This window comes from Fibrobacter sp. UWB1 (assembly GCF_002210325.1).
In the GTDB taxonomy this organism is placed as follows: Bacteria; Fibrobacterota; Fibrobacteria; order Fibrobacterales; family Fibrobacteraceae; genus Fibrobacter.
In genome coordinates, this window is the sequence record NZ_MWQL01000022.1 from 1 (window position 1) to 16,196 (window position 16,196).

The 16,196-nt window shown below is 49.3% G+C and carries 11 protein-coding genes; 4 read left to right on the forward strand and 7 right to left on the reverse strand.

Annotated features, from left to right (window positions below):
- Nucleotides 1-375: 375 nt before the first annotated feature.
- Nucleotides 376-1,539 carry an FISUMP domain-containing protein gene (locus tag B7988_RS13215; RefSeq protein ID WP_088658288.1) on the reverse strand — a complete coding sequence of 388 codons (1,164 nt, stop codon included), beginning with the start codon at nucleotides 1,537-1,539 and terminating at the stop codon, nucleotides 376-378.
- Between the two features lie 187 nt (nucleotides 1,540-1,726).
- Nucleotides 1,727-2,950, reverse strand: a complete 1,224-nt coding sequence (locus tag B7988_RS13220) for an FISUMP domain-containing protein (RefSeq protein ID WP_088658289.1) — start codon at nucleotides 2,948-2,950, stop codon at nucleotides 1,727-1,729.
- Between the two features lie 361 nt (nucleotides 2,951-3,311).
- On the opposite strand from B7988_RS13220, the gene dnaK reads away from it, so the two are divergent.
- The 3 genes from dnaK to B7988_RS13235 all read left to right on the forward strand — a co-directional run bounded on the left by dnaK (nucleotide 3,312) and on the right by B7988_RS13235 (nucleotide 7,340).
- Nucleotides 3,312-5,213 carry a molecular chaperone DnaK gene (gene dnaK, locus B7988_RS13225; protein WP_088658290.1) on the forward strand — a complete coding sequence of 634 codons (1,902 nt, stop codon included), beginning with the start codon at nucleotides 3,312-3,314 and terminating at the stop codon, nucleotides 5,211-5,213.
- 231 nt (nucleotides 5,214-5,444) lie between these two features.
- Complete coding sequence (dnaJ, locus tag B7988_RS13230; protein ID WP_088658291.1) at nucleotides 5,445-6,593, forward strand: molecular chaperone DnaJ; 1,149 nt, start codon at nucleotides 5,445-5,447, stop codon at nucleotides 6,591-6,593.
- A 162-nt stretch (nucleotides 6,594-6,755) separates the two neighbouring features.
- Nucleotides 6,756-7,340: a flavodoxin family protein gene (locus tag B7988_RS13235; RefSeq protein WP_088658292.1), complete on the forward strand. Its 585-nt coding sequence runs from the start codon at nucleotides 6,756-6,758 to the stop codon at nucleotides 7,338-7,340.
- Between the two features lie 21 nt (nucleotides 7,341-7,361).
- On the opposite strand, the gene B7988_RS13240 is transcribed toward B7988_RS13235, so the two are convergent.
- The 3 genes from B7988_RS13240 to tgt all read right to left on the reverse strand — a co-directional run bounded on the left by B7988_RS13240 (nucleotide 7,362) and on the right by tgt (nucleotide 10,094).
- A complete protein-coding gene (locus tag B7988_RS13240) occupies nucleotides 7,362-7,838 on the reverse strand; it encodes a hypothetical protein (RefSeq protein WP_088658293.1) in 477 nt (158 codons plus the stop codon).
- Between the two features lie 33 nt (nucleotides 7,839-7,871).
- The gene (locus B7988_RS13245) at nucleotides 7,872-8,873 is read right to left on the reverse strand and encodes a phosphatidylglycerol lysyltransferase domain-containing protein (RefSeq protein WP_088658294.1); all 1,002 of its coding nucleotides are present in this window, start codon (nucleotides 8,871-8,873) and stop codon (nucleotides 7,872-7,874) included.
- 78 nt (nucleotides 8,874-8,951) lie between these two features.
- The gene (gene tgt, locus B7988_RS13250; protein ID WP_088658295.1) at nucleotides 8,952-10,094 is read right to left on the reverse strand and encodes a tRNA guanosine(34) transglycosylase Tgt; all 1,143 of its coding nucleotides are present in this window, start codon (nucleotides 10,092-10,094) and stop codon (nucleotides 8,952-8,954) included.
- 142 nt (nucleotides 10,095-10,236) lie between these two features.
- On the opposite strand from tgt, the gene B7988_RS13260 reads away from it, so the two are divergent.
- Nucleotides 10,237-13,839: a fibronectin type III domain-containing protein gene (locus B7988_RS13260; RefSeq protein WP_141225680.1), complete on the forward strand. Its 3,603-nt coding sequence runs from the start codon at nucleotides 10,237-10,239 to the stop codon at nucleotides 13,837-13,839.
- Nucleotides 13,840-13,917: 78 nt separating this feature from the next.
- Here B7988_RS13260 and hemC read toward each other — a convergent pair whose 3' ends face one another.
- Entirely contained in the window at nucleotides 13,918-14,871 is a 954-nt protein-coding gene (hemC, locus tag B7988_RS13265; RefSeq protein WP_088658298.1) for a hydroxymethylbilane synthase, read from the reverse strand.
- Complete coding sequence (locus tag B7988_RS13270; RefSeq protein WP_088658299.1) at nucleotides 14,864-16,192, reverse strand: glutamyl-tRNA reductase; 1,329 nt, start codon at nucleotides 16,190-16,192, stop codon at nucleotides 14,864-14,866. Before B7988_RS13270 ends, hemC begins: the two co-directional genes overlap by 8 nt.
- Nucleotides 16,193-16,196: the final 4 nt, after the last annotated feature.

Sequence of the window (16,196 nt, forward strand, 5' to 3'; positions counted from 1 at the left end):
ACGTCGTAGACGTCAAAACGCTTGCGTTTGGGCATGACCGAACGCAGCCGTAGACACCTTTAAGCGTCCATTTTGTAGTTGTTAACGCGCTTCTTGGAATTTTTCATAGATTTCTTGTTTTTAGACATAGGTTCTCCTTAGGGCATGCCCCTCACGCCCTTATTTTATTGTTAAAATTTTGGTGATTAAATTACTAGTGAATCAAGGTGTTGTTAGCATCCATCATCAAACGAGGTTCCAATGTCTCAATTTTATAATTGCCACGAGTGGACTTTTTCTTATTACTCTTGTTGTTCTTCTTAGACATAAATAACTCCCATAGGACTTTTCCTTAAAGTCCTGTTTTAATTCATTTTTTTTAACAGAAAGTCTGATTTATTTTGTTCTCAATGAGGAATAGTCCTTCACACAGCGGACAGACAGACCATAAACTTTTCCTAACCGAGCAACATCCCATTCTGATTGATCAAAATGTATCTCGTATACAAGCTGATCAGAAGCTTCTTTTGGCAACCAAAAGCGACCATACCTTCCAATATGATCATATCTGCGTCCTTTTTGATCGTTATACGCCCCCCCCCCAAATAAAGCGGAAAATCCATTTTCATTATATCCATTTGACGCAATCGATATGGATCGATGCGCAGAAACTTCTCCACGAATCATAGCCCGCCATTCGTTTTCATTCATAACGTGCCAACCATCTGGGCACACACCTTGAATTTGAAGATAATCCCAATCAAAATCGGAATCTATTCCTGTTGCTATAGAATCTGGACAATTCGACGTTGTACCTGTCCACACACTATCACATGCCCTAGGGAGTCCAAACGTTTCGCTCCAAGAGTACAGCCCCCCAAAATAATGCTCGCAATACCAGGGATCATCGTCATAGCAGAATTTTTCAACCTCATTATCATCAAAAGCAGTCGTTCCAAGATTCACCTGGGTACCATAATTCAAATTTTGTGCAAACACTTCAAACTCAGGTGATGTTGCAGATTTAGTTTTTATAACGATGGTTCTATATTCCTGCCCATCACGCGGATCTTTGAAAGTTCCATACGTTTTTTCTTCGTTAAAGACACTATCTTCTTTGAATTTATCCTTGTACGGATAAGTCTTTGCACTAGAAGAACTACTACTAGAAGGCGGAATGTAAGGGACAAGAACACTATCTTTACAAACAAACTCTTCATTCCCAATAAGGTAAATCGCATGTTCCGGCATATCACATGGAATCTTTTGGTCAGCAATCGACACCGAGCTGCTCGATGTTGCCGAAGAGCTACTCTTGGAGTCCGTAGACGAACTTGATTTTGCAGAGGAAGAACTGTTTTCTTTTCCTGACGAGACCGAACTACCACCGGAAGACGTTCCTTTATCCGTAACAGAACTCGAGGAGATTGCGTCATCGCCACTGGAAGACGACACTTCCGCTACCGGGTCCGGTCCGGCACCGCTGGAACTGTCATCACAGGCAACAATCGCCATAACGGTCATCAAGACTACGCAAAAGTAAAGACTTTTTGTTTTCATTCTAACTTCCTTTTTATTCTAATACCACAACAGTGCACATCAAGAGTCTCGGTTCCAGAGACTCGATTTTGTAATTCTTACGGTTGTTTTTCTTGGACTTTTTATTCTTCTTGTTGAGTTTAGACATATAACCCCTATAGCCTTTTTCCAAAAAGGCTTTGTTAATTTGTTTAAAATCTTGTTATAATTAGTAATTTTTTACACAGCGGACAGAAAAGCCCTGCGTTTTTAAACCTCTAAAGGTTCTATTAAACTCATTCGTTCGAATCGCAACTCGATATGAACAATCATCATATTCTGGATATTGTTGCGGCAGCCAATATAACGCAGAATTTGAAATGTATCCATACTCTAGAGCCACAGGATTCCAATAGCCTGCTGGCAGCAAGGACATTCCATACAAGTTTTCGTTACTGAAGCCCGCAACCTTCGAGCCCATATAGTGGGCGACACTCCCCCCCGTCCTCTGGTCTAAATGCGCCCATTCGCCAGAATTCATAATATGCCAGCCATCCGGGCAGATTCCCTGATGCTGGACATAGTTCTGGGGTTGTCCATATCCACTTGGATAAACAAATTTTTGCGAACAGGCCTCCGCACTGATAGATACACTGTCGCATACGGCAGGAAAGCCCATTGCATTGCTCCAGGTATAGAGTCCGCCCCAGCCGTTTTCGCAGTACCACGAGTCGTCATCGTAGCAGTACTTCGTGGAATCGCCCTGCACCGTACCGCCCGACACCATCTTGCCATAATTCAGGTTTTCGGCAAAGATAACATAGGTTCTCTCAAAACTATCATCATACATGCTCACCGTACGATACTTGTGTCCGTCGCGCAGGTCCGTGAACTCACCGTAAGACACTTTCTCGTTAAATTGCTCCGTCATGTCGAAGTAGCTGCTGCTACTGACTTTAGATGAGCTGGATGATTCCACTGGGACCCAATATCCATCTTCGCAGACAAATCGCACCCCATCCTCTCTCCGAGTTGTACCCTCTTCATCTGCGGAACACGTTTTCTTTACTTTACTAGAGCTGCTGGACTCAATCTTGATATATTGACCACTCTTGCAAACATATCTCTCCCCAGTATCATAAATGGTCAAAATACGATTCTCATCCTTTTCTTCGCAAGATTCCGGAATCAATCCATTCGAAGAACTGCTCTTGGAGTCGGTGGAAGAGCTTGATTTCGCAGAAGACGAACTGTTCGTCGATGAGGACGAGACGCTGCTGCTGGATTTGTCTCCATTGCCGTCACTGGTCCCGTCGCTGCTGCTCAGGATTTCGCTAGACGAAGATTCCTTTTCCGGCTCAACGAAGCTGCTGCTGTCGTCGTCACTGCAGGCGGTAAAAGCAAAAACTAGGCAAGCGATTGCTGCGGTCACTACGATCTTTCGAAATATCATCTATCCCTCAACTTCCGTTTTGCTGAAATATACATTTTTGAAAAAGAATTGGGGGTTTTAGGGGGTGGAACCCCTTAGGCGAGGGGGTGACGAAAGACTTGCCCTAGACCCTATCGCTGCGCTCCAGGGTGACAGAAGGGCAAGGCTGAAGGCAGGGGGATTCCTCCCCCACCACCGTTTTAATATGAAACACACCTTTTTTGCCCCGATTTAGGGGCTTTTCTTGTTTCAGAACGAAACGAAATGGCCGTTTTTTGCCTGTTATTAGTATTTGGCACGGGTTTTGCTTATGTATGGGCGTAAAAATCGCCCCGTTCAGATTGATTCGCGGGCGGCAAGAATTTAAAATAGGAGACTCATTATGAGCAAGATTATCGGTATTGACTTGGGAACGACCAACAGCTGCGTGTCCGTGATGGAAGGCGGCAAGCCGGTCGTGATCGCTAACGCGGAAGGTTTCCGCACCACCCCGTCCATTGTCGCTTTCGGCAAGAACGGCGAACGTCTGGTAGGCCACGTGGCAAAACGCCAGGCCATCACCAACCCCGAAAAGACGATTTACTCCATCAAGCGTTTCATGGGTCGTACGGCTGGCGAATGCTCCGCTGCCGAAAAGAACATGCCCTACAAGCTGGTGGGCTCGGGTTCCGACCCGGTCCGCGTGCAGGTGGACGACAAGCAGTTCGCTCCTCCGGAGATTTCCGCCATGGTTCTCCAGACCATGAAGAAGATTGCCGAGGACTACCTGGGCCAGCCGGTGACGCAGGCCGTGATTACGGTCCCCGCCTACTTTAACGACTCCCAGCGTCAGGCTACGAAGGATGCCGGCAAGATTGCTGGCCTCGAAGTGCTCCGTATCGTGAACGAACCGACGGCAGCCGCCCTCGCCTACGGTCTTGACTCCAAGAAGAGCGAAAAGGTCGCCGTGTATGACCTTGGTGGCGGTACGTTCGATATCTCCATTTTGGAAATCGACGACGGCATGTTCAGCGTGAAGGCCACCAACGGCGATACGATGCTCGGCGGTGACAACTTCGACGAAGTGATTATCGACTGGATCAACGACGAATTCAAGAAGGACAATCCGGGCATCGACCTGAAGAAGGACAAGATGGCCCTGCAGCGTTTGAAGGACGCCGCGGAAAAGGCGAAGATCGACCTTTCTGCCACGACTTCCACGAACATCAACCTCCCCTTCATCACTGCCGACGCTTCGGGCCCGAAACATTTGGACCTCACGCTCAGCCGTGCAAAGTTCGACCAGCTGACCGCCCACCTGGTGGAACGCTCCATGGAACCGTGCCGCAAGGCTATCAAGGACTCCGGTCTTTCCTTGAGCGAAATCGACGAAGTCATCTTGGTTGGTGGTTCTACCCGTATCCCGGCCGTGCAGGAAGCTGTGCGCAAGTTCTTCGGCAAGGAACCGAACAAGACTGTGAACCCGGACGAAGTGGTGGCTATCGGTGCCGCCATCCAGGGTGCCGTGCTTAGCGGCGACTCCTCCGTGAAGGACGTGTTGCTCCTCGACGTGACCCCGCTTTCCCTGGGTATCGAGACTCTCGGTGGCGTGATGACCAAGCTCATCGACCGTAACACCACGATTCCGACCAAGAAGAGCCAGGTGTTCTCTACCGCCGAAGACAACCAGCCGGCCGTGACGATTCACGTGTTGCAGGGCGAACGCGAATTTGCCCGCGACAACCGTACGCTCGGCAAGTTCGACTTGACCGACCTTCCGAAGAAGCCGCGTGGCGTACCGCAGATCGAAGTGACCTTCGATATCGACGCAAACGGCATTGTGCACGTGTCTGCCAAGGACAAGGAAACCGGCAAGGAACAGTCCATCAAGATTACATCTTCCAGCGGCTTGTCTGAAGACGAAATCAACAAGATGGTGAAGGATGCCGAAGCCAACGCTGCCAAGGACAAGGAACAGCGCGAACTAGTGGACATCAGGAACCAGGCCGAACAGATGGCTTACCAGGCCGAAGGTCAGCTGAAGGAATTTGGCGACAAGCTCCCGGCTGACACCAAGAGCCAGCTGCAGGCTGCTATCGACGATATCAAGGCCAAGAAGGACAACGGCACCAAGGAAGAGATCAAGGCCGCCATGGACAAGCTCCAGGGCATGATCAGCTCCATGGCCCAGGCCGCCGGTGCAAACCAGGCCCAGCCGGGTCCGCAGCCGGGTGCTTCTGAACAGCCGAAGAACGACAAGAAGGGCGATGGCCCGGAAGTCGTCGACGCGGAAGTGGTTGACTAATAGGCGTGAGGTCGCTCGCAAGCTCGCTTTGAGGACGCTGCGCTCTGAGGAGTGAGCCTTGAAAGCGATCTCTTAAATGGTGTTTCCCCGTTTTTTGACCGGGAACACCTTTTTGCTATAGAATTTAACCTCAAAGGGGCTTTAGCCCCGACCTCAAAGTGCCTTTAGGCACGACCTCATTGCTCAAAGGGAGCCGTTAGGCGACCGACCTGCGAGCAAAGCGAGCGAAAAATGGCTGAAAAAAGAGATTATTACGAAGTTCTAGGCGTCGGCAAGGACGCAAGTGCTGACGAGATCAAGCACGCGTACAAGAAGCTTGCCATCAAGTACCACCCGGACAAGAACCCGGGCGACAAGGAAGCCGAAGAGAAGTTCAAGGAGGCTGCCGAGGCCTACGACGTGCTCAGCAACCCCGAGAAGCGTAAGCAGTATGACCAGTTCGGCTTTAACGCCCCCGGTGGCGGCTTTGGTGGCGGCGGGTTTGGTGGAGCTGGCTTCGACCTCAACGACATTTTCTCGCAATTCGGCGATATTTTCGGTGGCGGATTCGGCTTTGGCGGCGGTGGCCGTCGTGGCGGTGCTCGCAAGGCCGGTCCTCCGCGCGGAAACGATTTGCAGATCAAGGTGGCGCTCAGCTACAAGGAAATCTTCGAAGGCTGCACCAAGAAGGTTCGCCTGAAACGCTATACGCCGTGTACGGAATGTAACGGCAAGGGCGGCACTGACATCAAGACTTGTGAAACCTGTAAGGGTACGGGGCGCGTGCGTCGCGTATCTGGCGGATTCCGGAGCATGATGGTTTCCGAGAGCGCCTGCCCCACCTGTAATGGTACGGGTGAAGTTATCGCGAAACCGTGTAGCAACTGCCATGGCGAAGGCCGTGTGCAGGAAACGGAAGAGATTTCCATCAAGATTCCGGCGGGCGTTGCCGAGGGCCAGTACCTGAACCTGCGTGGCGAAGGCAACTGCGGGCCTCGCGGCGGTGCCTGCGGCGACTTGCTGGCGGTGATTGCCGAAAAGCCCGATGACTTCTACACCCGCGAAGGCGACGATTTGCACTGCGAAATCAAGGTTCCGGTCCACAAGCTGGTGCTTGGCGGAACGCAGCGCATCCCGACGCTGGACGGTGGCGAAGTGCAGATCAAGATTGCGGCCGGCACTCAGGCCGGGAGCATTCTGCGCCTGCGCGAACAGGGCCTGTACCCGCTGAACAAGCGAGGCGACCGTGGAAGCCTCTACGTGAACATCGGCGTGGAAATCCCGAAGGACCTTAGCCGCGAAGAGAAGGAACTCTACCAGAAACTCGCGGAACTCAGGCACGACAAGGAAACCGCGCAGGAAGAGTCTTTCCTTGAAAAGATGAAGAATCTGTTTAAGTAGAAAAACGTCATTGCGAGCCTCAAAGAGGCGAAGCAATCCATAAAAGATTCTCCCGGACAGCAATGCCCGGGATTTTTTGCTTTTAAGTGACATTTTGTAGATTCTGAGGTGTTTAACAAGGGAAAGTTTTATAGAAGAACGTTTCTTTTGGATGGAGACACAATGAGAAAAGTGGTCATTTTGAATGCGAGTCCGCGCAAAGACGGAAACATCAGCCAGATGCTGAATATCATAGGCGATACCTTGTTCGAAAAGGGCACCGAGGTGACAATCATTGATGTCTGCAAGTTGGAATTTCGCCCGTGCATTGGCTGCATGAAATGTCGCAGCGCTCACGATTGCGTGATGCCGGAGGACGACGCGAAACGGATTCTGCGCATGGTGCAAGAATGCGACGCCCTTGTGGTCGGTTCGCCATGCTACTGGGGCAACATGACGGGGCAACTCAAAATGCTATTCGACCGCTGGGTTTACGGCATGATGGACCACAGCGAACGCGATTACCCGATTCCACTGTTAAAGGGAAAGAAGGCTGTCATTGTGACGACATGCACTACCCAATGGCCATTCAACCTGATTTTCAAGCAGTCGGCCGGTACCGTCCGCGCTCTGAAAGAAGTGCTTTGCTGGAGCGGATTCAAGATTGCAGGTGTGATTCAAAAAGGCGGAACCCACAAGAGTAAAGGCCTTACGTCCAAAGAAATCGCCAAGTGCAAGAAGATTGCCTTGTCACTTGGTTCGCATTAAAGGCGTGAAAACGCAATCGGATTAAATTATCGGAAAGCCTTCGCGATATTCCTTGATGATTTCCGGATGCGTCTTGGCGTATTCAAAAATTTTATCGCCGAGGCTGTTTTCTACGAGATTGACGAGTGCCTGACTTGGAACTGCGCCGATGCTCGGGCATGTGGGCGTGAGGGCGATGACGAGTTCGCCGTCTTTACGCATGATGCGGAGTGGCCAGATGGAGCAGTCGAAGGGCTTGTCTCCGGGCTTTAAAACGCAGCCTTTGTGCGGGTCCAGGAAGGTGCAGGGAACTTCTTCTTCGGGGTCATCGGTTTTGTAGCCGCCAAGAATAACTTGACCGTCGCGGAACTCCCCCACCACACCGTATTCGTTAGGCTTGCTGAGTTTTTCGGCGACTTCAGGCGGGAAAAGCGGCGTTTCCCAGAGGCTCTGCCTGCGGAAGGAACAGCAGAACTTGCAGGCGGCGCATTGACTTTTGGAGAGGATGGAGGATAGCATTTGTCTTTAAATGTTATGGATTCTATCGGGGTTTCACCCCTCCAGAATGACGATGTGGGACTTGTCTAATATAGTCTGCGGGTAGTACGAGAGTTTTGCCTTGCGGAGGCCTTCGATGTTGATGTCCTCTTCGCGGTTGATAAGGCGGGCACCTGCAGCCACAAGACGCTCGGCAAATAGTTTGTTTATAATCGCATAACCGCCATTTACGGCGTATTCGTCGATGACCTTTTCAAAATGCGTATCCCAGACGCCGGGCAAAATTTCTGAAGCCATCGTCATGCCAGCGGGAACTCCGCCAATATAGAGCACCGCCCCTTTCATGCCGAGAGCATCAAAGTTTTCGAGTGCCTCGCGGATAGCGCAGTATTCCGAGAGTCTGGATTTTTCATCTTCGGAGCGTTCCGCCCAAGCGGCTTCGCGGCATTCGCAGGTGCATTCACAGTCGGTGTCGCTGGTTTCGCCCAAGGTTTCGATATTGAGCCAGCTCTTTTCGACCGCAAGCGCATCCGCAAAGTTCGAAGGCGTAAGCGGGCGAATTTCGTAGTCCGAGTAAGTCCTGTTAAATCGGGAAACATGGTTGCGCTTTTTCTTGTACTGGTTTCCGGCCAAGGTGGCAAGGCTTTCGGCAGAATAGATGTAGTCGCTGTCGCCGCGGTTTTCTGTAAAATGAAGGGACGGTTCTGCGCCGTTCGACCCAGCTGTCTTAAAATATTCCCGCAAAATCTGTGCCCGCGGCTCGTCGACCAAGCAAAATTCCAGCGGACGGCCCGATTCGCGGGCATCATCGACAATACGTGCAAGAGCTGCTTGCGGCTCCCCCGACCCGAGCGGAAAAGCATAGCCCCTGCGGCTCCCTTGCCCGTTGTAATAGCGGAAAAGGAACCCATCTTGCAGCGCAATCTGTGTGCCGTACTTTTGCCGTAGCAGGAAAATGTTCGCGAAGCTTGCGTCACTGCCGGTATAGCCCGAATCGGCCACGGCCTTTGCCGCCGCAGCCCAATCAGAAATTTCTGGACTCTTAAAGTTTATCATCTTTCAGAAAATACAATTTTTCTTGTCGCAAGGAATAATTTTTTTACACCTTGCGAATACAGCAGTAAACAGTAACTTTTATTCTGCGTCGCGCTGGAGTTGCGGGATAATTTCGGCAGACCATTCCTCGAAATCGCCCGCCTCGATGTGGTCGCGGGCCAGCTGCATCAGGTGCAAATAGAAATGCAGGTTGTGGATGGTGGAAAGCGTCCAGCCGAGGGGTTCCTTGGCTTTGAATAGGTGGCGCAGGTAGGAGCGGCTGTAGTTGCGGCAACAGTAGCAGTCGCATTCCGGGTCCAGCGGCGCATCGTGCTGGTGCGCGAACTTGGCATTTTTGTATCGGAGCACTCCCCTGCTGGTATAAACGAGGCCGTCCTGCGCGTTTTTCGCGGGCAAAATGCAGTCGAACATATCGACCCCGCGTTTGATAAGTTCAAGCAGATTCCAGGGCGTGCCCACCCCCATCACGTAGCGGGCGCGGTCTTCGGGCAAATAGTCGGTACAAAAATCCGCAATCTCGTACATGGTTTCTACGGGTTCGCCTACGGAGAGCCCGCCCATCGCGTAGCCGTCGGGAGCGAGTTCCTTGAGCGCCTCGATGGATTTTTTTCGGAGTTCCTTGTGCATGCCGCCCTGCACAATCCCGAAAAAGAATTGCGGGTAACCGTGAAGCGGCGGGTTCTTTTCGAGCCATTCCATGGCGCGGCGGGTCCATTTGAGCGTCAGGTCCAGCGAATGCGAGGCCTCCTCGACGGTGCTCGGGTAAGGCGTGCATTCATCAAAAGCCATGATGATGTCGGCGCCGATTTCTCGCTGGGCCTTCATCACCGATTCCGGCGTGAACAAATGATGCGAGCCGTCCAGATGACTGCGAAATTCCACGCCGTCTTCGGTAATGTGGCGAAAATCCTTGAGGCTCCAGACCTGGAATCCGCCGCTATCGGTAAGCATGGGGCTGTTCCAGCCCATAAACTTTTGCACGCCGCCCGCCTCGGCAATGAGCTTGGTGCCAGGGCGCAGGTACAGGTGGTACGTATTCGCGAGAATAATCTGCGCTTGCATTTCGCGCAGGTCCCGCGACGAAAGTCCCTTTACGCTCGCGAGCGTGCCCACTGGCATAAAAATCGGCGTCTCGATTGTGCCGTGGGCCGTGCGGATTCGTCCGCGGCGGGCTTTGCTCTTGTCGCTTGTCTTGACGAGTTCGAAGGGATTCTGATTCACGGGGCAAAATCTAGCAAAAAGTGAGAAAAATCATAAAAGTGTCATTAAAAACGATAAAAAACACAAAAAAATAAATTTTCTTGCCCCTTTTTTTGCCAAAGAGTTATATTTTAGGTAAATAAATTTTTCCATTGGAGGAAATATGAATAAATCCACATTTTGGAAACTGGGGATAACCACTGCTATTTTTTGTGGTTTTACCGCATGTTCAGATACCATTTCTTCAGATGATGATACCTTAAATCCAATTTCTGAAGATGAAGATTTATCGTCTTCATCGATAGGAAAAAAGGGAACATCTTCTGCAAATGACGAAGTATCATCATCTTCTTCTTCCAAGGCAAAAATTGGTTGCGACACTGTGTCAACAACCCTTGCCTTTCCAACAGACCTGAGTGTCGTCAAGAATGGTGATAATAAGTGGATTCTTTTTTGGAATTATATAGAGACTGAAGGACGTCCTGAAGAAGCGTTCATCATTGAAACGCTAAATATGTCCGACAAGACCCCGAAATGGAAAACTCTTGATTCTACCAGTGCCGACGTAACAATGTTCAATTTAGTCGGTGAAACAAAGGCCGGAAAGTATTATCGAATCATGGCTAAGGATCAATGTGGAACTTCTAAACCCACAGACATGATTCAGGTCAGCACTGCTGGAACTGGTTCTACGTCTGCGAGCGCAGAACTCGCTGTTCCGACGGACCTTAAACTCGATACACTCGGAAATAATCAATGGCAACTCTCTTGGAGTTATGAAAATAATTCTAATCGACCTGAAAATGGGTTCCAGTTACAGGTACTTAATCTAAATGATGAAAGTCCTAAATGGAAAGATGAAACATCTACGAATAAAGGTGTTCATGTAATAAAAATTGACGGAACCAAGAAGGGTGGGCTTATATATCATGTTGCTGCCAAGGATTCCAACGGTGTTTCTGAATACTCTGCAGAAATTAGAATCCCGAATGCAACTGATGATAACACCTCTAATTCGAATTCGACCCTAGAATTAGCGGTTCCTACAGACCTGAAAGTTGATTCCACGAATCTGAACCAGTGGAAACTTTCTTGGAGCTATACAAACAACAAGGCAAATCCAGAGAATGGTTTTGTTCTGCAGGCTTTGAACCTTGAAGCTGATGGTGTCAAATGGACTGATGCAGTCTCTGTAAATCAAGGTGTTCATTATATTTTGATGGATTCTAAGAAATATGGTGGACAATACATTCGTATTGCAGCAAAGAATGCGGACGGAAAACAGCGTTCTGCTTATTCGGAAGAAATCATGATTCCGAAGCCTATTTCTGAAGAAGCAACCGCTGTTGTAAAAAATGACACCCTGGCCGTGCCAACAGCTCTTAAGCTTGATACACTTGGTGAAAATATCTGGCAGATTTCTTGGAGCTATACCAATAATAAGGCCAATCCGGAAAAAGGCTTTAAAATTCAATACTTGCACCCTGATACACTTCTTTGGAAAGACTATAAGGAAGTTGCAGAAGGTGTGCATCTTATCAAGGTCGATGCAAAACAGAAAGGAGGATGCTTCTTCCGCATTGCAGCTCTAGACGCTAAGAAAAATACTTCTGTATATTCTGCAGAAATTCAGGTGCCCAAGTATACCGAAAATGCCAGCGTTTCTGCCAAGGACAATAATCCGCTCAATGTTCCGGAAGGCCTTACTCTTGATTCCATTGGGGAAAACAAGTGGAAACTTTCCTGGAAATACACTAACTCGGCGGATCGACCGGAAAATGGTTTTGTCATTGACACTCTTAATCTAACGATTTCGAATGCTCAATGGTCTGCAATGACCACAACAAGCAAAGGCGTTCGCGTATTTGTGTTTGATAATTCAAAGGGCAAGTATAGCAAGCTTTATGTTCATGTAGCCGCAATGGATAAAAACGGTTTGTCTGAATACTCTGAAGAAATTCAGATTCCAGACTATGTTGACTATAGCAAGCCTGCCGCAACAATTGAACTTGCCGTTCCTACAGCCTTGAAACTTGACTCCATTGGTGAAAATAAATGGAAACTCTCTTGGAACTATACAAATTCTGCAAGACCCGAAAATGGTTTCATCGTGGAAACCTATGATCTGGATGGTGGTAGCGGAACTGATTGGGAAGAAGTAAAAATTCTTTCTAAGGGTGTTCATTATTATACATTCTCGGTTGGATTAACCGATCACATGAAATTAATTCATGTGTTAGCTAAGGATGCAGATGGAAAATCTGAATACTCTGAAGGAATTCAAATCCCTGCATATAAGGATTATAGTGTACCTCCTCCGACTATTGAACTTGCTGTCCCAACCAATTTACAGCTGGATTCGATTGCAGAAGGCAAGTATCAGCTTACATGGGATTATTCAGATAACAAGGATAGGCCCGAAAATGGTTTTGTATTGCAGAGTATGAAACCCGGTGACAACAACTGGACTGATAATGCTGCTACAACTAAACAAGGTGTACATGTCATTGTTATCGATGCATTGGCAAACAACAAGGCAAACAGCGGAAAGTTCTATCGCGTAGCAGCTATTGATAAAGAAGGCAAACTCTCTGACTACTCTAAAGAAATTCAAGTTCCAATTGTAACTGACGACGGAACATCTTACAGCTCAACGGATAAGACTCCGCTTGCCGTGCCGACAAATCTCGCCGTAGAAGACTTGGGTAGCAACAAGTATAAGATTACTTGGGGATACACAAATAATGAAAATCGTCCGGAAACAAAGGGTTTTGTCCTCCAAAAACTGGACGCAAGTGCAACATCCCCACAATGGAAAGACGCAGGAACCACTAATAAAGGCGTTCATTTCATCGTCGTTACTGTAAGCGCAGATGATCCTGAAATGACTTATCGCGTGGCGGCAAAGGATTCAAGAGGTCTATCCGAATACTCCGCAACAATTGTTGTTCCGAAGTACTCACCCAATGCCGTCGCGGATGGCTGTTCTGGCGAATTTGTAGTACCGTCCGGCCTTACGCCAGAAAGAATTGCGCCGAACGTATGGAGACTTGTTTGGAATTACAATCAGAATAGCAAGTGTAAAGAAGAAAAATTTGTAATCCAAAAGGTCGATGTCAAGGAAAAACTCAATGGCGAATGGGAAATCATTGGCACTGTTCCTAGGAATGTGCATTACATGAACCTTGAAGGCGAAGATAACCTCAACTTTGTTTACCGCGTAGCCGCCGTTCGTGGTGATGATACAACCAAGTACAGTAATGAAGAAATCTTGACTCGTTCCACAAAATACAGTGACGAATATCCTTTCAGTACGCCTAAGGTGAAGGCAAAGGTCTTCTATACAGCAACTATCACAGGAACAGTTGTTACTGTTAACACAGTTGAATTTATGCTAATTGTTGAAGGAAATTATCCAAATCATGCCATGCTCTATTCTGATTATACCAAACAATTTGATTATCAGTTCCGTTGGAATGGAGAAAGTGAGGCTGATTGGAAAACAGTAGTCGTAAAAAATGATGGCGAGTATCAAACCACCCTTAGCAAGGAATACAATGGAGCTGACAAAATAAAAGAATTCTGCAGATCCTATGCATCTGTGCGCACAATTTGGACACAAAACGATACAGATGCATCTAAGGATTACACAGAATGGTCTGACCCCATAGGACCGCTTTACGGATCGGTGTCGACTACGTTCACATACACAGGAGTCGATGGTGATGGCAATGAAGTGACCAAATCCATTGATGTTTGCAAATAGCCTAATGCATCTTTAACGAAAAGTTCCAGTCGAATCGACTGGAACTTTTTCATATGGTGCAAAAAGCTTGAAAAAAATTTAAAGTTGTTCGCGGATTTTTTGTGCAAGGGCGATGCCGGCGGCGCGGGCCTGTGAAACAGAGTCGGCGGCGCAGGCGTCTAGGGGCTGCGAAACCTGAGCGCGGAGCAGGCGTTTGCTAGATTCATCCCAGTAGATGCCGCGGAGCGCGAGGGTGCTTGCATCGCTAAATTCAGCGAAGCTTGCTACCGGGAACTGGCAGCCTGCATTGAGGGCCTTGAGGTAAGCCATTTCGGCGACGGCGATGGCATACGATTCGGAGTCATTGACTCGCGCGAGAATTGCGTCTATGGATTGCTTCGGGCTATTGCCCTCGCAATGACGCAGCTGAGAAAGTGTTTCGATGGCGAGGATGCCTTGGCCGGATGCCGGGAGCACTTGTTCGGTGCTAAAGTATTCTGTCACTTGGTCGGCAAGGCCCATGCGCTTGAGGCCGGCGGCGGCGAGCACGACAGCGTCGAGTTCTGCAAGTTTGGAAAGTCGCGTCTGGATGTTTCCGCGGATAGGCACGTATTCCAAATCTGGGCGCAGAGCCTTCAGCTGAACCACGCGGCGAATGCTTCCGGTGCCGACGCGGGCCCCTGCAGGCAAATCCATGAATTTGATACCGTCCACTCCCCCACGGGCAATAAATGCATCGCGCGGGTCTTCACGTTTAAGAACCGCAGCAAGCTTAAATTCGGGCAATACTTCGGCAGGCATGTCCTTGAGGCTATGCACCGCAATGTCTGCGCGGCCTTCGAGGAGCGCCACTTCAAGTTCCTTGATGAATACGCCCTTGCCGCCGAAGTTCGCCAAGGACTTGTCGAGTCGGCGGTCGCCTTCGGTCGTCATCGAAACGAGTTCATAAGTCAGGCCAGGGTTTGCCGCTGCAATCGCCTCGGCGACCAATGTCGTCTGCGCCATGGCAAGGGCACTCTTGCGTGTCGCGACTCTAAGCTTCAATTCATTCATTGTTAGCCCCCAAGCACTTGAGGAACACTTGCACATCTTCGGGCGAATTTTCGGCCTTGACCTTGTACAAGAAATCATTCGCCATCTTTTTGGCAAAACGTTCGTACATCATTTGCACGCGGTGGCGGTCTTCTTCGGGCAAATCCGGCATCGAGCGCAGCAATTTTTCGGATTCTTCGTTCGCCGACTTCAACATTCTTTCGGCATGCACGCTAATCTGCTTCGAGACTTCGTCCATACGCATCCACTGCAAGAATTCCTCGATGCCTTCTTTCAGAATTTTCTGGGCAGCTTCAAGCTCGATCATGCGCAGGCGGCGATTTTCAGACACGACCTTTTCAAGGTCATCGACACAAACGTATTGCACGCCAGCAAGTTCACCAATGTTAGATTCTGCATTGCGCGGGCTTCCCAAGTCAATCACTAGACGCTTGGCTTTAGCGATCACGCCCGGATGTTCCGCCACCTTGCTGCAATGGCGTTCGAATACGACATCAAGCACGCCCTTGGGTGCGTTATTTCCTTCAGGAGTCAATACGTCCCCAATTGCCTTCGCATATTCCTCTTTCGTGATAATCGGTTCTTGGCAAGCACTACAAAGAATCACCACGTCGCACTTGCCAATCACCTGGTAGCGGTCTTCAAAGCGCACCGGTGTCAGCACGTCCGCATACTTTTCGGCATTTGCAAAAGTCTTGCTGCTTGCAAAAATCTTGGTCGTATTTTCTTGCACGTACTTGAGCATAAGCGAGCCCATTTCACCGAGGCCCACAATGTACACCGTTCGATTTTCCAAGTCGTCGAAAGTGTGCTGCACCTGTTTCATGGCCAGGAACGGAATATTGCAGCTGAGCTTGCTCAAGTTGGTTTCGGTCTTGATGCGCTTGGTGGTGTGAATGGCACTCTGAAAGAGTTTGTTCAGGGTATTGCCCGTTGCATGCAACTGGTGCGCCGTTTCGTAGGCGCGGCCAATCTGGTGCAAGATTTGGTCTTCACCCATTGCCACCGAATCAAGACCCGCACACACGTTCATCACGTGGTGCGCCACCTCGTCGTCCGACTTAAAATAAAAGAATTTCGCAAAATCGTCGTAGCTCTGCCCCGCCAGTTTGCAAACGTACTGAACAAGTTCGGCATCGGACAGGTCGCGGTCAGAGGCCACGTAAACTTCAGTGCGGTTGCAGGTCGCAAGAATCAAAAGTTCATCAAAAGGAGAATTACTCAATGCATTGGTCTTGACATCCATCGGGATGTAGAACTTTTCGCGGACTGCGATTTCGGCCACCTTGTGGCTCATGCCTGCCATGTAGATTTTACGCATGGAC